The sequence below is a fragment of the Mesorhizobium sp. WSM4821 genome (genome assembly GCF_055901555.1).
Window position 1 is genome coordinate 1,617,711 of record NZ_CM148371.1, and the last position, 15,570, is coordinate 1,633,280.

General features: G+C 63.2%; 17 protein-coding genes. 13 read left to right on the forward strand and 4 right to left on the reverse strand.

Annotation, left to right across the window (positions count from 1 at the left end):
- Nucleotides 1-50: 50 nt before the first annotated feature.
- Entirely contained in the window at nt 51-704 is a 654-nt protein-coding gene (gene fsa, locus AC0NID_RS07655; RefSeq protein ID WP_473452344.1) for a fructose-6-phosphate aldolase, read from the reverse strand.
- Between the two features lie 89 nt (nt 705-793).
- Here fsa and AC0NID_RS07660 point away from each other — a divergent pair, with 89 nt between their 5' ends.
- Nucleotides 794-2,977 carry a primosomal protein N' gene (locus AC0NID_RS07660; RefSeq protein ID WP_473452346.1) on the forward strand — a complete coding sequence of 728 codons (2,184 nt, stop codon included), beginning with the start codon at nt 794-796 and terminating at the stop codon, nt 2,975-2,977.
- Between the two features lie 8 nt (nt 2,978-2,985).
- On the opposite strand, the gene AC0NID_RS07665 is transcribed toward AC0NID_RS07660, so the two are convergent.
- Together AC0NID_RS07665 and AC0NID_RS07670 are read right to left on the reverse strand one after the other, a co-directional pair.
- Nucleotides 2,986-3,438: a PIN domain-containing protein gene (locus AC0NID_RS07665; RefSeq protein ID WP_473452348.1), complete on the reverse strand. Its 453-nt coding sequence runs from the start codon at nt 3,436-3,438 to the stop codon at nt 2,986-2,988.
- A complete protein-coding gene (locus AC0NID_RS07670; protein ID WP_473452350.1) occupies nt 3,435-3,677 on the reverse strand; it encodes a type II toxin-antitoxin system Phd/YefM family antitoxin in 243 nt (80 codons plus the stop codon). Before AC0NID_RS07670 ends, AC0NID_RS07665 begins: the two co-directional genes overlap by 4 nt.
- A 66-nt stretch (nt 3,678-3,743) precedes the next feature.
- Between AC0NID_RS07670 and AC0NID_RS07675 the strand changes: the two genes are divergently transcribed.
- The 10 genes from AC0NID_RS07675 to lepB all read left to right on the forward strand — a co-directional run bounded on the left by AC0NID_RS07675 (nt 3,744) and on the right by lepB (nt 11,410).
- Nucleotides 3,744-4,439: an aspartate/glutamate racemase family protein gene (locus AC0NID_RS07675; RefSeq protein WP_473452353.1), complete on the forward strand. Its 696-nt coding sequence runs from the start codon at nt 3,744-3,746 to the stop codon at nt 4,437-4,439.
- Between the two features lie 97 nt (nt 4,440-4,536).
- Nucleotides 4,537-4,932, forward strand: coding sequence for an AGROH133_08824 family phage infection protein (locus tag AC0NID_RS07680; RefSeq protein WP_473452355.1), 396 nt, complete (start codon nt 4,537-4,539; stop codon nt 4,930-4,932).
- Between the two features lie 245 nt (nt 4,933-5,177).
- A complete protein-coding gene (locus AC0NID_RS07685; protein ID WP_473452357.1) occupies nt 5,178-5,738 on the forward strand; it encodes a F0F1 ATP synthase subunit delta in 561 nt (186 codons plus the stop codon).
- The gene (atpA, locus tag AC0NID_RS07690; protein ID WP_473452359.1) at nt 5,738-7,267 is read left to right on the forward strand and encodes a F0F1 ATP synthase subunit alpha; all 1,530 of its coding nucleotides are present in this window, start codon (nt 5,738-5,740) and stop codon (nt 7,265-7,267) included. Before AC0NID_RS07685 ends, atpA begins: the two co-directional genes overlap by 1 nt.
- Nucleotides 7,268-7,296: 29 nt before the next feature.
- Nucleotides 7,297-8,181 (forward strand): F0F1 ATP synthase subunit gamma, encoded by an 885-nt coding sequence (locus AC0NID_RS07695; RefSeq protein WP_473452361.1) that lies wholly within the window; start codon nt 7,297-7,299, stop codon nt 8,179-8,181.
- A gap of 70 nt (nt 8,182-8,251) precedes the next feature.
- On the forward strand, nt 8,252-9,835 hold the full coding sequence (gene atpD, locus AC0NID_RS07700) for a F0F1 ATP synthase subunit beta (RefSeq protein WP_473452363.1): 1,584 nt from the start codon (nt 8,252-8,254) through the stop codon (nt 9,833-9,835).
- 112 nt (nt 9,836-9,947) lie between these two features.
- The gene (locus AC0NID_RS07705) at nt 9,948-10,355 is read left to right on the forward strand and encodes a F0F1 ATP synthase subunit epsilon (RefSeq protein ID WP_473452365.1); all 408 of its coding nucleotides are present in this window, start codon (nt 9,948-9,950) and stop codon (nt 10,353-10,355) included.
- A 120-nt stretch (nt 10,356-10,475) separates the two neighbouring features.
- On the forward strand, nt 10,476-10,856 hold the full coding sequence (locus AC0NID_RS07710) for a hypothetical protein (RefSeq protein WP_473452683.1): 381 nt from the start codon (nt 10,476-10,478) through the stop codon (nt 10,854-10,856).
- A complete protein-coding gene (locus AC0NID_RS07715) occupies nt 10,756-11,100 on the forward strand; it encodes a S26 family signal peptidase (RefSeq protein ID WP_473452663.1) in 345 nt (114 codons plus the stop codon). Before AC0NID_RS07710 ends, AC0NID_RS07715 begins: the two co-directional genes overlap by 101 nt.
- Nucleotides 11,054-11,410: a signal peptidase I gene (lepB, locus tag AC0NID_RS07720; protein WP_473452367.1), complete on the forward strand. Its 357-nt coding sequence runs from the start codon at nt 11,054-11,056 to the stop codon at nt 11,408-11,410. Before AC0NID_RS07715 ends, lepB begins: the two co-directional genes overlap by 47 nt.
- Nucleotides 11,411-11,461: 51 nt before the next feature.
- Here lepB and AC0NID_RS07725 read toward each other — a convergent pair whose 3' ends face one another.
- The gene (locus AC0NID_RS07725) at nt 11,462-12,946 is read right to left on the reverse strand and encodes a mannitol dehydrogenase family protein (RefSeq protein WP_473452369.1); all 1,485 of its coding nucleotides are present in this window, start codon (nt 12,944-12,946) and stop codon (nt 11,462-11,464) included.
- A gap of 198 nt (nt 12,947-13,144) precedes the next feature.
- Here AC0NID_RS07725 and uxaC point away from each other — a divergent pair, with 198 nt between their 5' ends.
- Nucleotides 13,145-14,554 (forward strand): glucuronate isomerase, encoded by a 1,410-nt coding sequence (gene uxaC, locus AC0NID_RS07730; RefSeq protein ID WP_473452371.1) that lies wholly within the window; start codon nt 13,145-13,147, stop codon nt 14,552-14,554.
- 32 nt (nt 14,555-14,586) lie between these two features.
- A complete protein-coding gene (locus AC0NID_RS07735) occupies nt 14,587-15,564 on the forward strand; it encodes a TRAP transporter substrate-binding protein (RefSeq protein WP_473452373.1) in 978 nt (325 codons plus the stop codon).
- Nucleotides 15,565-15,570 lie beyond the last annotated feature (6 nt).

Here is a 15,570-nt window from a genome sequence, read left to right on the forward strand (position 1 = left end):
CGGCCTTTTTCGGGAACGCGGTGCCTTGATTTCAGCGATCTTGTGGGGTTTCAACCAATCTTCTGGCCGGTCTTGGCCCAGTCGGCAAGGAACTGCTCCAGGCCCTTGTCGGTCAGCGGATGCTTGACCAGCGCCTTCAGCGTCGCCGGCGGCGCGGTGATGACGTCGGCGCCGATGAGGGCGGCCTGCTTGACATGGTTCACGGTGCGCACCGAAGCCGTCAGGATCTCGGTCTGGAAATCATAATTGTCGTAGATGGTGCGGATGTCCGCGATCAGCTCCATGCCGTCCCAGCCGGTGTCGTCGATGCGGCCGACGAAGGGCGAGATGAACGAGGCGCCGGCCTTGGCGGCGAGCAGCGCCTGGGTCGCCGAGAAGCAGAGCGTGACGTTGACCATGCGGCCTTCCGACCGGATATCCTTGCAGGCTCTGAGGCCGTCCAGCGTCAGCGGCACCTTGATACAGACATTGTCGGCGATCCTGGCCAGGGTCTTGGCCTCCGCCATCATGTCCTTGTATTCGGTGGCGACGACTTCGGCCGAGACCGGACCCTTGACGATGTCGCAGATCTCTCTGGTGACGTCGGCGATCTTGCCGCCGGACTTGAGGATCAGCGAAGGGTTGGTGGTGACGCCGTCGAGCAGCCCCAGATCGTTCAGCTCACGGATTTCCTTGACATCGGCGGTGTCGACAAAAAATTTCATGGGGGTCTCCTGAAGATTTTCATGTGCATGTCATGCACATTCGGGGTCGGCCTTTGCTCTAGACGAAAGTCGGGGCAAGGTCACGCCTCATGATCGAAGATTCGCCCTTTGTCGCAGCCGCGCCGGTGCTGGTGCCGATGCCCGCCGAACGCCCTTACACCTATGCCGTGCCAGCCGGCATGTGTGTGGTGCCGGGCTTGATCGTGCGTGTGCCGCTCGGTCCGCGGCAGGTCGCCGGCATCGTCTGGGACGGTGCCGTCGAAAAGGTCGATGCCAAAAAACTGCGTCCGATCGAGCAGGTCTTCGACTGCCCGCCGATCGACCGCACGATGCGCCGTTTCGTCGACTGGATCGCGCAATACACTCTGTCACCGCCCGGCATGGTGGCGCGCATGCTGCTGCGGGCGCCGGAGGCCTTCGACCCCGAACCGTGGATCGAAGGGCTGCAACGTACTTTCGCCAAACCCGACCGGATGACGGGTGCGAGGATGCGCGTGCTGGAAACAGCCGAAGGCGGGCTCGCCTGGACGCGATCCGGGCTGGCGCATGCGGCCGGCGTGTCGTCGACCGTCATCGACGGGCTGAAAGCGCAAGGCGTGTTCGAGACCGTCATGATCCCGCCGCGACCGGTGGTCGCAGCACCCGATCCGGGCTACGCCCAGCCTTCGCTGATGCCGGACCAGAACGATGCCGCCGAGATGCTGCGCACCAATGTCGCGGCCGGCGCATTCGGCGTCACTCTCCTCGACGGGGTGACCGGATCGGGCAAGACGGAGGTCTATTTCGAGGCGGTGGCGGCGGCGCTCGAGCGGGGCAAGCAGGTGCTGATCCTGCTGCCGGAGATCGCGCTGACCCACGCCTTCCTCGAGCGCTTCCAGGAACGGTTCGGCGCCAAGCCGGCGGAATGGCACTCGGACCTGCCGCCAAGGATGCGCGAGCGTGTCTGGCGGCAAGTGGCGGAAGGCGGAGTGCGGGTCGTCGCCGGGGCGCGCTCGGCGCTGTTCCTGCCGTTCAGGGAGCTCGGGCTGATCGTCGTCGACGAGGAGCACGACCCCGCCTACAAGCAGGAGGATCGCGTCTTCTACAATGCGCGCGACATGGCGGTGGTGCGGGGCCATATCGGCGGCTTTCCAGTCGTCCTCGCCTCGGCCACGCCGTCGGTCGAAAGCCGGGTCAACGCCCAGCAGGGGCGCTACAGCAGGGCAGTGCTTTCGGCACGCTTCGCCGAGGCGGCTCTTCCCGATCTGAAGACGATCGACATGCGTCGCGCCCCGCCTGCGCGCGGCGGTTTCCTGTCGCCGGTGCTGCTTGGCTATATGCGGCAGACGCTGGAGAGACACGAGCAGTCGCTGCTGTTCCTCAACCGGCGCGGCTATGCGCCGCTGACATTGTGCCGGGTCTGCGGCCACCGCTTCGGCTGCCCGGTCTGCTCGGCCTGGCTGGTCGAGCACCGCTTTCGCGGCCAGCTCGTCTGCCACCATTGCGGGCATAATGAGCGCCGCCCCGAGGCCTGCCCGGAATGCGGCACGCTCGACCATCTGGTCGCCTGCGGGCCGGGTGTCGAGCGCATCGCCGAGGAGGTCGTCGCGCATTTTCCCGACGCCCGCACCATCGTGCTGTCGTCCGACCTGATGGGCGGCGTGCGGCGGCTGAGGCTCGAGCTTGAAGCCATCGCCAATGGCGAGGCCGACATCGTCATCGGCACGCAGCTCGTCGCCAAGGGCCACAATTTCCCCAACATGACACTGGTTGGCGTGGTCGACGCCGATCTCGGCCTTGCCAACGGCGATCCGCGCGCCGCCGAGCGCACCTTCCAGCTGCTCAGCCAGGTGACCGGCCGCGCCGGCCGCACCGGCAAGAAGAGCCTCGGGCTGCTGCAGACCTTTCAGCCCGACCACCCGGTGATGCGTGCGATCGTCTCCGGCGACGCCGAGGCTTTTTATGAGCGTGAGATCGCCGAACGCGAGCGGGCGGCGCTGCCGCCTTTCGGCCGCCTCGCCGGCGTCATCGTCAGCGCCGCGACGCGAGCGGAAGCCGAAGCGCACGCCCGCGGCCTGCGGCGTGCAGCACCCCAAGGCGCCGACCTGTTCGTGCTCGGCCCGGCCGAGGCGCCGCTATCGCTGATCGGCGGACGCCACCGTTTTCGCCTGCTGATCCAGGGCGAGCGGCGCGCCGACATGCAAGGGTTCATCCGCGCCATGCTGGCCGAGGGACCGAAGCTACGGGGCTCGGTCCGTGTGCAGGTCGACATCGACCCGCAGAGCTTCTTGTGAGCTTGGAGCTAGCCTTCGGGTTCTGTACCAAATGGGTTGAGGTTTGCGACCTTGAGGACGTCGAAATGACGGTTGTTGGCAGTCAAGATTGTCAGGTCGTGCTCAAGAGCGGTTGCGGCGATCAAAATGTCCGGTAGGCCAAGGCTACGCCCACGAGCGATCGCCGCGTCTTCCATTTCTCCTGCTCGTCGGGCGATCGCGGAGCCTATTGACAAGACTTGCTCATCGAATTCAGCCAGTAGGCCGTCAAGCCATCGCTCAAGGCGCTCGGCTCGCTGGGCGCCGCCGGCGCGCCTCAACTTGGCAACGCCTTTCTGGACTTCAGCAGCGGCTATAGCCGGAATATACCAAGTTTGGCGTCTGCCGGTCCGTGACAGCCAAGCCTGAAAGGTAGGCGAAAGCCCTGCACGATCAGGCGCGAGTACCGAGAGCACGGAAGTGTCGAGCAGGTACCCGTTCAAAAGTCATATTCCCGGAGCGTCGATTGATTTCGTTCAAGCTCGATGCCGCCTGGGTAAGTGAGAAGGAAGTCAATAAAATCGTCGTTACGATCTGGGTAAAGCTTTCGCGCCTCTGCGATCGGCACGACCGCCGCGGCAGGTTTGCCATGCTTGGTAATAATCGTAGGCTGGCCATTCTCCGCCGCCTCCACGAGCGCAGAAAAGCTCGCCTTTGCCTCTCGTAGCTGCATTGTCTTCATGCGCGAACTCCTTGTGGTCTCATGTGGTCATAATATAGGAATTATACCGGAAAGGAACAGCCCGTCATGAAAACCCTCGGCCTTCTTGGCGGCATGAGCTGGGAATCGACCGCCATCTACTATCGTCTGCTCAACGAGATCGTGCGCGGGCGGCTTGGCGGCCTGCATTCGGCCAAGCTGCTCCTGTGGTCGTTCGATTTTGCCGAGATTGCCGGACGGCAGCATGAAGGCGACTGGCAAGGCGCCGGCGCGCTTCTTACCGAGGCTGCATGCAAGCTTGAGGCAGCCGGTGCGGAGGGGCTGGTGATCTGCACCAACACCATGCACAAGCTGGCCGACGCGGTGCAGGCGGCGGTGTCGATCCCGCTCATCCACATCGCCGATGCAACGGCCGCCGCGGTCAGGCAGGCCGGCGTCAACCGCCCGGTGCTGTTAGCGACGCGCTTCACCATGGAACAGGACTTCTACAAGGGCAGGCTTATCGAAAAGTATGGACTTCAGCCCGTGGTTCCGGATCAGGCCGGGCGGGATATGGTTCATCGCGTGATCTATGACGAACTCTGCCAAGGCATCGTCAGCACCGAATCGAAGGCGGCCTACATCGATGAAATCGTTCGCATGCGGCGCGATCAAAAGATCGACAGCGTCATCATGGGTTGCACCGAGATCACCATGCTCATCGGCCATCCGGATTTCGACATTCCGGTGTTCGACACGACGCTCATTCATGCCGAAGCGGCGGTCGACTTCGCGCTCTCTTGAAACGCGTTTTCCTAAAGTGCCGGCCGCCATCTGGCGCGAGGGCTTTCCTTCGCTAGAATGTCCGAAATTTCGAAACAGCCGTTTACGAGGGGACAAGATGGAGTTTGCGTTTCCATGGCCGATGAGCCAGGGCGAGTGGCTGGCATGGTCGAGCGCCGTCGTGACCTTGCTGTTCGGCCTGCTGCTGTTCCTGGCGCCGGTGCTGGCCTTCCGGATCCTGCGGCTGCAGGTCAAGCCCGAGAAGACCGCGGCGATCGCAGAAGGTCGCGGCAGGATGTCGGGCTTCTATCTCGGTGTCGGCCTGTGCTGCATCCTGCTGGCGCAACCGCTTCTCTACATGGCGCTTGGCTTTTCCTGGCTGTTCACCGCCTTCGGCCGGCTGCTGTCTATGATGTCGGATAGCGCCAACACGCCTTTCAACTGGGCTTTCTTCGTGATGGAACTGGTGCTGGCCGCCTTGCCGCTCGCCTTCGTCTTCGGCTTTGTGGCTTGAATCGAAGGCTAATTCGCATCCGGCGGTCGAGCCGCACCGCCGGATGCGACAATAGTGCCTAAAACCATGCAGGACGACGCATTGCGGTCTTAAAATGCCTGTGCTAGACGGCAATCGACTTTCGGCCGGGGATAGCGGAAGCCGCGCCTCCGTGCTTGGAAAAATGCAGTAAGGTCAAAGATTTAGCCAGAGTTTTCGCTCGCGCCAACAATCTGCGGCCTGTCAGACAAGAGAAAAGACGGTCCGTGGCCCAATCGTCATCGCCAATCTCAGGTGTCGCAGAACGCTATGCGGGTTCGCTGTTCGAGCTCGCGCTGCAGGCAAATTCGGTCGCCAAGGTCGAGGCCGACCTCAACAGTTTCGCGGCGATGCTCGAAGGCAGTGCCGACCTTACCCGTCTGATCAATAGCCCGGTGTTTTCCAGCGAGGACCAGGCCAAGGCTATCGCGGCGATCGCCGACAAGGCAGGGATTACCGGCCTTACCGGCAATTTCCTGCGCGTCGTCGCCCAGAACCGCCGGCTGTTCGCAGTGCCAGGCATGATCAAGGCGTTTCGCCAGATCGCCGCCGAGCATCGTGGCGAGACCGCCGCCGAGGTAACCTCGGCGCATGCGCTGACGGCGACTCAGCAGACCGAGCTGAAGGCGGCGCTGAAAAGCGTCGCCGGCAAGGATGTCGCGATCACCGTTACCGTCGATCCGTCGTTGCTCGGCGGGCTGGTGGTCAAGATGGGCTCGCGCCAGATCGATACGTCGCTCAAAACCAAACTCAATTCGCTCAAGCTTGCACTGAAAGAGGTCGGCTGATGGACATCCGCGCCGCGGAAATTTCCGCAATTCTGAAAGACCAGATCAAGAATTTCGGCAAGGAGGCCGAGGTCTCCGAAGTCGGCCAGGTTCTGTCCGTCGGTGACGGCATCGCCCGCGTCTATGGCCTCGACAATGTTCAGGCCGGCGAGATGGTCGAGTTCCCCGGCGGCATCCGCGGCATGGCGCTCAACCTCGAAGCCGACAATGTCGGCGTCGTCATCTTCGGCGCCGACCGCGACATCAAGGAAGGCGACGTCGTCAAGCGCACCGGCGCCATCGTCGATACGCCCGTCGGCATGGGTCTGCTCGGCCGCGTCGTCGACGCGCTCGGTAATCCGATCGACGGCAAAGGGCCGATCCAGGCAACCGAGCGCAAGCGCGTCGACGTCAAGGCGCCCGGCATCATTCCGCGCAAATCGGTGAACGAACCGATGTCGACCGGCCTCAAGGCCATCGATGCGCTGATCCCGGTCGGCCGCGGCCAGCGCGAGCTGGTCATCGGCGACCGCCAGACCGGCAAGACCGCGATCATCCTCGACACGATGCTCAACCAGAAATCGGTGCACGACAACGGCCCGGAGAAGGAAAAGCTCTACTGCGTCTACGTCGCCGTCGGTCAGAAGCGCTCGACCGTCGCGCAGTTCGTGAAGGTCCTCGAAGAGCGCGGCGCGCTCGACTATTCGATCATCATCGCCGCCACGGCTTCCGATCCGGCGCCGATGCAGTTCCTGGCGCCGTTCACCGCCTGCACGATGGGCGAATATTTCCGCGATAACGGCATGCACGCGCTGATCAGCTACGACGATCTGTCGAAGCAGGCCGTCGCTTACCGCCAGATGTCGCTGCTGCTGCGCCGCCCGCCCGGTCGCGAAGCTTATCCGGGCGACGTCTTCTACCTGCATTCGCGCCTTCTGGAGCGGGCCGCCAAGCTCAATGACGACAATGGCGGCGGTTCGCTGACGGCGCTGCCGATCATCGAAACCCAGGCCAACGACGTGTCGGCCTACATCCCGACCAACGTCATCTCCATCACCGATGGCCAGATCTTCCTGGAAACCAATCTGTTCTTCCAGGGCGTCCGCCCGGCGGTCAATGTCGGCCTGTCGGTATCGCGCGTCGGCTCCTCGGCGCAGATCAAGGCGATGAAGCAGGTCGCCGGCTCGATCAAGGGCGAGCTCGCGCAGTACCGTGAAATGGCGGCCTTCGCCCAGTTCGGCTCCGACCTCGACGCCGCCACGCAGCGCTTGCTCAACCGCGGCGCGCGCCTGACCGAGCTCCTGAAGCAGCCGCAGTTCTCGCCGCTCAAGGTCGAGGAGCAGGTCGCGGTGATCTTCGCCGGCGTCAACGGCTATCTCGACAAGCTGGCAATCGACCAGGTCGGCAAGTTCGAGCATGGCTTGCTCAGCCACATGCGTTCGGCCGGCAAGGACGTGCTCGACGGCATCCGCAAGGAGAAGGCACTGTCGGACGATCTGCGCGCCAAGCTGAAGGCGGAGATCGACACCTTCGCCAAGACCTTCGCTTGAACGAAGCCAGACGGGATCAGGTTTGAAGCATGGCTTCGTTAAAAGACCTTCGTAACCGTATCGCCTCGGTCAAGGCGACGCAGAAGATCACCAAGGCGATGCAGATGGTCGCCGCGGCGAAGCTGCGCCGTGCGCAGGAGGCGGCGGAAGCCGCGCGCCCCTATTCGGAGCGCATGGGTGCGGTGCTGGCCAACATCACCCAGGCGATCGGCGACGGCGGCGATGCCCCGGCGCTGATGACCGGTACCGGCAAGGACGACGTGCATCTGCTCGTCGTCTGCACCGCGGAACGTGGCCTGTGCGGCGGCTTCAACTCGCAGATCGCACGCCTTGCCCGCGACCACATCCGCAAGCTTTTGGCCGCCGGCAAGAAGGTCAAGATCATCTGCGTCGGCAAGAAGGGGTTCGACATCCTGCGCCGCGACTATGCGGAGCTGATCATCGACCGCGTCGACTTGCGCGAGGTGAAGACGCTGGGCTTCGTCAATGCCGATGCCATTGCCAAGAAGGTCATCCAGCTCTTCGACGAGGGCGGCTTCGACATCTGCACGCTGTTTTACTCTCAGTTCAAGTCGGTGATCAGCCAGATCCCGACGACACAGCAGATCATTCCTGCAGGCGTGGCTTCCGCTCCCGTTGCAGTGACGGACGGTGGCAATGCCGTCTATGAATACGAGCCGGAGCCGGGCGAAATCCTCTCCGACCTCATTCCGCGCAACATCTCCGTACAGGTCTTCCGTGCGCTGCTCGAAAACGCGGCCGGCGAGATGGGCGCCAAGATGAGCGCCATGGACAATGCGACGCGCAACGCCGGCGACATGATCAACAAATTGTCGATCACCTACAACCGCCAGCGGCAGGCGCAGATCACCAAGGAATTGATCGAAATCATTTCGGGCGCCGAGGCGCTCTAGCGTTTCCCACGAAGGTCGCCGACCTTCAGCGGATCGCGTGAGAAACAAAGAGACGAAAAGGGCAAAGACGATGGCGAAAGCAGCGACCCCCCAGAAGGCGGCCCCGAAGACCGCCGCGAAGGCGGCAGCACCGGCAAAGGCTCCGGCAGCGGCAGCAAAGGCCGCTCCGGCTAAGAAGGCGGCCGCGCCCGCCAAGGCCGCCGCGGCGAAGGCGCCGCCCGTTGCCATCAAGAAGACTGGCTTGGCCGGCAAGGTTCGCCAGGTCATCGGCGCCGTTGTCGACGTGCAGTTCGGCGAACATCTGCCGGCGATCCTGAACGCGCTGGAAACGTCGAACGTCGGCAATCGCCTCGTGCTCGAGGTGGCCCAGCATCTCGGCGAGAATACCGTGCGCTGCATCGCCATGGACTCGACCGAAGGTCTGGTTCGCGGCCAGGAGGTTTATGACACCGGCGCGCCGATCACCGTGCCGGTCGGCCCGGGCATGCTCGGCCGCATCATCAACGTCATCGGCGAGCCGGTCGACGAGGCAGGCCCGGTCGACGGCATCGAGATGCGCTCCATCCACCAGCCGGCTCCTACCTATGTCGAGCAGTCGACGGAAGCGCAGATCCTCGTCACCGGCATCAAGGTTCTCGACCTGCTTGCGCCCTATGCCCGCGGCGGCAAGATCGGCCTGTTCGGCGGCGCCGGCGTCGGCAAGACGGTGCTGATCCAGGAACTGATCAACAACGTCGCCAAGGCGCATGGCGGCTTCTCGGTGTTTGCCGGCGTCGGCGAGCGCACCCGCGAAGGCAACGACCTCTATCATGAGTTCATCGAGTCCGGCGTCAACAAGAAGGGCGGCGGCGAAGGATCCAAGGCGGCGCTCGTCTATGGCCAGATGAACGAGCCGCCGGGCGCGCGCGCCCGCGTCGGCCTGACCGGCCTGACGGTTGCCGAATATTTCCGCGATCAGGGCCAGGACGTGCTGTTCTTCGTCGACAACATCTTCCGCTTCACGCAGGCGGGCTCCGAAGTGTCGGCGCTGCTCGGACGTATTCCCTCGGCCGTGGGCTACCAGCCCACGCTGGCCACCGACATGGGCGCTCTGCAGGAGCGCATCACGACGACGACCAAGGGTTCGATCACCTCGGTGCAGGCGATCTACGTACCGGCCGACGATTTGACCGACCCGGCGCCGGCGACCTCCTTCGCCCACCTCGATGCGACGACCGTGCTTAACCGGGCGATCTCGGAAAAGGGCATCTACCCGGCCGTCGACCCGCTCGATTCGACCTCGCGCATGCTCGACCCGATGGTCGTCGGCGAAGAGCACTACCAGGTCGCTCGCCAGGTGCAGTCGATCCTCCAGCGCTACAAGTCGCTGCAGGACATCATCGCCATCCTGGGCATGGACGAGCTCAGCGAGGAAGACAAACAGACTGTCGCCCGCGCGCGCAAGATCGAGCGCTTCCTGTCGCAGCCGTTCTTCGTCGCCGAAGTGTTCACCGGCTCGCCGGGCAAGCTGGTCGACCTCGCCGACACCATCAAGGGCTTCAAGGGCCTCTGCAACGGCGACTACGATCATCTGCCGGAAGCAGCCTTCTACATGGTCGGCGGCATCGAAGAAGCGGTCGAGAAGGCACAGCGCCTGGCGGCCGAAGCGGCTTAATTTAGGGAATAGGGAGTAGTCAGTAGTGGGTAGGGAATAGCAGCTGCGTGATGTGGGCCGGTTAGGGCCGCTTGCTACTGCCTAGTTCCTATTCCCTACTCACTAAATTGACATGGCTGAAGCTTTCAAATTCGAACTGGTCTCGCCGGAGCGCCTGCTGGTTTCCGAGCAGGTCGAATCCGTCGTCATTCCGGGCGCCGAAGGCGAAATGACCGTCATGGCCTATCATGCGCCGGTCATGACCACGATCAAGCCGGGGGTCGTCACGGTAAAGACCGCCGCCGGCAAGGAAGAACGCTATGTCGTATTCGGCGGCTTCGCGGACATCGTCCCGGCCGGGTGCACGCTGCTCGCCGAATCGGCGGTGGCCGTCGGCGACATTGACCGCGCCGACCTTGCCCGCCGCATCCAGGAGGCCAGGGAAGACGTCGCCGACGCAAAGGACGACCAGACCCGCAGCAAGGCCGAGCAGTTCCTTAGCCAGCTCACCACGCTGGAAGGCGCGATATTGCCGGCCTGAAGTGAAGCTCAATTCGGTCGTTTAAAAAAGCGAGGCTTGCCTCGCTTCTTTTGTTTGAAGGACAGTCCGACTTTGCTTGCTTTCGGGGCGGTGGCGAATGGTAAGTGAAACGAAATCGCGATGCTGTGGTCGACAGCCCTGGTGTCGCTTCTTTGGTGGCCCGTTCGGCGGATTTCTCTGGATCTGAAGCGGCAAACTGGCTGTCATAAGTCTGGGGGCGATCAGCGCCGCAAGCATTGCCCTTGCTACATCGGGGTTCCCGGTTTTGCCGGGCATCGATCTTTCCGGATTGGCCAATCTTTCAAGTATCGGCATAGCGATCTTGTCGGCGGTGCTCGTTGTTCCCTTCGCGCATCGATTCAAGCCGGACAAGTGGAACTCACATGGGCTTTCGGTTCTGGTGCTGGCATTTCTGGCCTCATCTCTGGCTGCGTTTGCGATCCGGTCGTTCCTGTTTCAGCCATTCTCAATACCGGCCAGCAGCATGGTGCCAACGCTTGAGGTCGGCGACTATCTCTCGCCTCCAAATTTGCTTACGGCTACAGCCGCTACAGCGTCCCCTTTGGCTTGCTGCCGATCGAAGGGCGGACGTTCGGCACGGCGCCGGCGCTGGGCGATGTTGCAGTTTTCAGGCGGCCGTCTGATCCCGCACCGACTACATCAAGCGCATTGTCGGCCTTCCTGGCGACAAGATCCAGATGATCGACGGTGTCCTTCCCCGCAACGATCAGGCGGTGAAGCTTGAAGAAACCGGTTCTTACGCCTCCGATGAGATCCGATCGGCCAAAGTGCAGCGCGAAACATTGCCGAACGGCCTCTCTTACTCGGTCCTCGACATGATCGACGGATCGATGGGCGACAACACGCAGCCTGTTGTCGTCCCGGCCGGCCGCTACTTCATGCTTGGCGACAATCGCGGCAGTTCCGCCGACAGCCGTTTTGATATGGGTACTATTCCGTATGAGAATCTAATCGGCAAGGGCGCTCGCCTGTTCTGGAACTCCAGAGGTATCGACTATTCCTCACGGCAAACGCTGGATGGTCAGAGCAAATAGGCTCACGCCGTCAGCGCTTCCATCGCACACATGACGCCGAGCAGTTCTGCCTCATGGCTTTTCATTCCCAATGCCGAGCGCTGCGAGAGCGGCAGCCACTCCGCTCTGTCGCAGCCGTTCGAGATGAGCGGCCACGAGCTCGATCAGCGCCTGGCGCTCGGCTTGGCGCTTGGCAAAGCCGGTCAGATCGAACGCCGCCGTCGCCGTTTCACCAGCCGACAGCTGCCGAGTGTCGAGCGTAGCCAGCGCCGCGTCGAGCGGATCGGTGAAATGATTTTCCGGCAATGTTTTGCCGCGCGCCTCGCAAGCGGCGATCCAGGCGGCCACCACCAGCATTAGATGCGCGGGCGGAGCGCCGGCACTCAGCCGCTCCATGGCGGAAGCAACGATGCGCTGCGGCAGTTTCTGGCTGCCGTCATTGGCGATCTGCGCCGTGCGGTGGGCAAGTGCGGTGTTCGAATAACGCTTGGCGAGCTGGGCCGTGTAGTCGCCCGTGTCGAGCCCGGCGTCCTTCGGCAACGTCGGGATGGCCTCGGCCCATAATCCGTCGACGAATTGCCGGATCGCCGGATCGGCGAAGGCGCGGTCGACCGTCTCGTAACCGCTGAGCAGGCCGAGATAGGCGATGGCCGAATGCGAGCCGTTGAGCAGGCGCAGCTTCATGTCCTCGAACGGCCCGACATCGCCGACCATGGTGACGCCGGACTTTTCCCAGGCCGGCCTGCCCGCCGGGAAATTATTTTCGACCACCCATTGGCAGAACGGTTCGGTCATCACCGGCCAGGCATCCTCGACGCCGAGCTGGCCTGATATCCGTTCCCGGTCGGCATCGGTGGTCGCCGGCACGATGCGATCGACCATGCTCGACGGAAACGCCACCTCGTCGGCGATATGGCGAGCGAGATCGGAATTGCGCAACGCGGCGAATTCGACCAGCAGCCGGCGCAGCGTGGCGCCATTGGCCGGGAGATTGTCGCAGCAGAGCACCGTGAAGGGCTGACTGCCGGCGGCGCGGCGGCGCGCAAGCGATTCCGCCAAAAAACCATGTGCCGTTTTGGGCAGGTGTGGGTTCGCCAAATCGTGGACGATGTCAGCATGAACTGCGTCCAGCCCGCCACCCGCCGCGCGGAGATAGGCTTTTTCGGTGATCGTCAACGTAACGATACGGGTGCGAGGATCGGTCAGCGCGGCCAGCACCGCGCCCGGATTGTCCGGGGCCACCAGCATCGACTGGATCGAGCCGACGACGCGCAGGCTTTCGCCGTCGCTACTCCTGACCGCCAGCGTGTAGAGCCCGTCCTGTGGCGCCAGCGCGTCGCGCGTGTCGGCGCTGCGCAGCGAGACGCCGACGATGCCCCAATCCGGTTCTCCCGCCGCCAGACAGTCGTCGACATAGGCTGCTTGATGAGCGCGGTGGAACGCGCCGACGCCGAGATGGACGATGCCGGGCACGACGCGGTCGCGGTCGTATCCGGGGACCGCGACCGAAGCCGGCAGTGCCTGCCGCGTGCTGTTGGAAAGGCGTCGGTCTGTCATTGATCAAAAGTGTCTTGCCGGGGTGCAACGTGGTCTGATCGGGATCGTGCCGAGACATGGCCGCATGCGGCGTAACATCCGTTTCATTCCCGCACAATGCCCTGACGTTGCGTAAAAGTCATCATACAAAAATCCAATTTTTGTATGTTGACATTATTTCTTGCCGACCCTACCGATGGCCGGGTTGGGAGGAACGACGTGGCCGCATTGACCGATCCGGATCTGCTGTTTCCGTCCGAGGCGCGTCCGCTCTCGCTCGCCCGCGATCTCTACGCAGCTGTCAAGGATCTGCCGATCGTCAGCCCGCACGGGCACACCGATCCGCGCTGGTATGCGCTCAACGAAGCCTTTCCCGATCCGGCGCAATTACTTGTTGTGCCGGACCATTACATCTTCCGCATGCTGTTCAGCCAGGGTGTCCGCCTCGAGGATCTTGGCGTGCCAACGCTCGACGGCTCGCCGGTGGAGACCGACGGCAGGACGATCTGGCGGCGCTTCGCCGAGCATTATTATCTGTTCCGCGGCACGCCGACCCGGCTGTGGTTCGACTATGTGCTTGCCCATCTGTTCGGCATCGACGAACCGCTGAGCGCCACGACGGCGGACCGGCACTACGATACGATCGCGGCGCTGCTGCAGCGTGACGATTACCGTCCACGCGCCCTGTTCGAACGCTTCAACATCGAGGTCATCGCAACGACGGAAGGCGCGCTCGACGATCTCAGCTGGCACAAGGCGATCCGCGACAGCGGCTGGCAGGGCCGTGTCGTCACCGCCTACCGTCCGGATGCGGTCGTCGATCCCGACGTCGAGGGCTTTTCGGCCAATGTCGATCGGCTCGGCGACATCACCGGATGCGACACCGGCACCTGGGCCGGCTATCTCGATGCGCATCGCCAGCGGCGCGCCTTCTTCAAGAGTTTCGGCGCGACCGCGTCGGACCACGGCCATCCGACGGCCGAAACCGCCAATCTGTCGGATGCCGCCGCGCAGGAGCTGTTCAACCGCATCCGCCGGGGCTCGGATGACGAGCGCGAGCGAAGACTGTTTCGCGCCCAGATGCTGACCGAAATGGCCAAGATGAGCCGCAACGATGGCCTGGTCCTGCAAATCCATCCCGGCTCCTGGCGCAATCATTCGCCTTTCGTCTTCCAGAGGTTCGGCAGAGACAAGGGTTTCGACATCCCGACCCGAACCGATTATGTGGCGGCGCTCAAGCCGCTGCTCGACTGCGTCGGGCTGGAGCGCGAACTTACAATCATCCTCTTCACGCTCGACGAAACCAGCTATGCGCGCGAACTGGCGCCGCTCGCCGGCATCTATCCGGCGCTGAAAATCGGGCCGGCCTGGTGGTTCCACGACAGCCCGGAGGGCATGCGCCGGTTCCGCGAGATGACCACAGAAACGGCCGGCTTCTACAACACCGTCGGCTTCAACGACGACACCCGCGCCTTTCCATCCATCCCGGCTCGGCACGATGTGGCGCGCCGGGTCGATTGCGCCTTTCTTGCGCGTCTCGTCGCCGAGCACCGGCTCCGCGAAGACGAGGCGCATGAGCTGGTGCAGGAACTTGCCTATACGTTTGCGAAAGAGGCGTACCGGCTCTGAGCCGGGCGTCAGGTCTAAAAAGGGAGGAAGTCATGCTGCATTTTTCCAGACTGGCGGGAGCTACGCTGCTTGCCGCCGCACTGATGGCCGGAACGGCGAGCGCCCAGACGGTCCTGCGCTCATCCGACACACACCCGGACGGCTATCCCACGGTCGAGGCGGTCAAATATTTCGGCGAGCTTGTCAAGGAACGCACGGCCGGCCGCTATGCGGTCGACCTCTATCATTCCGCGCAGCTCGGCGAGGAAAAGGACACGATCGAGCAGGTGCGCTCCGGCGTGATCGACCTCAACCGCATCTCGATGGCCCCGTTCAACGGGCTCATCCCCGAAACCACAGTGCCCTCGCTGCCCTACATCTTCCGCTCGGAAGACCATATGCACAAGGTCATGGACGGAGCGGTCGGCGACCAGATCGCGGCGGCTTTCGAACAGGTCGGGCTGGTGTTGCTCGCCTTTTATGACGGCGGCGCGCGCTCCTTCTACAATTCGAAGAAGCCGATCAACTCCGTGGCCGATCTGGCCGGCATGAAATTCCGCGTCATCCAGTCCGATATCTTCGTCGACATGGTGGCGGCACTCGGCGCCAATGCGACGCCGATGCCGTATGGCGAGGTGTATTCGGCGATCGAGACCGGGGTCATCGACGGCGCGGAGAACAATTTTCCTAGCTACGACACCGCCAAGCATGCGGAAGTCGCCAAGTTCTACTCGCTCGACGAGCACACGATGGTGCCGGAAGCCTTCGTCATGGCGAAGTCGAGCTGGGACAAGCTGACGCCGGAAGACCAGGCGATCTTCAAGGCGGCCGCCAAGGAAAGCGTCGCCAAGCAGCGTGATCTGTGGGCCGCCAAGGTCAAGGAATCGCGCGCCAAGGTCGAAGCGGCCGGTTCGCAGATCACGACGCCGGACAAGCAGCCCTTCATCGACGCTATGGGTCCGGTCTACGAGAAACACGTCAAGGACGACAAGCTGAAGGCCATGGTCGAGGCCATCAAGGCAGTGCAGTGATCAAGC

Bases quoted from the DNA above. Each gene is read 5' to 3' on its own strand.
- AC0NID_RS07710 (WP_473452683.1), top strand. From the start codon at position 10,476: ATGCTGTGGTCGACAGCCCTGGTGTCGCTTCTTTGGTGGCCCGTTCGG.
- atpA (WP_473452359.1), top strand. From the start codon at position 5,738: ATGGACATCCGCGCCGCGGAAATTTCCGCAATTCTGAAAGACCAGATC.
- AC0NID_RS07725 (WP_473452369.1), bottom strand. From the start codon at position 12,946: ATGACAGACCGACGCCTTTCCAACAGCACGCGGCAGGCACTGCCGGCT.
- AC0NID_RS07670 (WP_473452350.1), bottom strand. From the start codon at position 3,677: ATGAAGACAATGCAGCTACGAGAGGCAAAGGCGAGCTTTTCTGCGCTC.
- AC0NID_RS07680 (WP_473452355.1), top strand. From the start codon at position 4,537: ATGGAGTTTGCGTTTCCATGGCCGATGAGCCAGGGCGAGTGGCTGGCA.
- AC0NID_RS07695 (WP_473452361.1), top strand. From the start codon at position 7,297: ATGGCTTCGTTAAAAGACCTTCGTAACCGTATCGCCTCGGTCAAGGCG.
- AC0NID_RS07675 (WP_473452353.1), top strand. From the start codon at position 3,744: ATGAAAACCCTCGGCCTTCTTGGCGGCATGAGCTGGGAATCGACCGCC.
- AC0NID_RS07735 (WP_473452373.1), top strand. From the start codon at position 14,587: ATGCTGCATTTTTCCAGACTGGCGGGAGCTACGCTGCTTGCCGCCGCA.
- AC0NID_RS07705 (WP_473452365.1), top strand. From the start codon at position 9,948: ATGGCTGAAGCTTTCAAATTCGAACTGGTCTCGCCGGAGCGCCTGCTG.
- lepB (WP_473452367.1), top strand. From the start codon at position 11,054: ATGATCGACGGTGTCCTTCCCCGCAACGATCAGGCGGTGAAGCTTGAA.
- atpD (WP_473452363.1), top strand. From the start codon at position 8,252: ATGGCGAAAGCAGCGACCCCCCAGAAGGCGGCCCCGAAGACCGCCGCG.
- AC0NID_RS07660 (WP_473452346.1), top strand. From the start codon at position 794: ATGATCGAAGATTCGCCCTTTGTCGCAGCCGCGCCGGTGCTGGTGCCG.
- fsa (WP_473452344.1), bottom strand. From the start codon at position 704: ATGAAATTTTTTGTCGACACCGCCGATGTCAAGGAAATCCGTGAGCTG.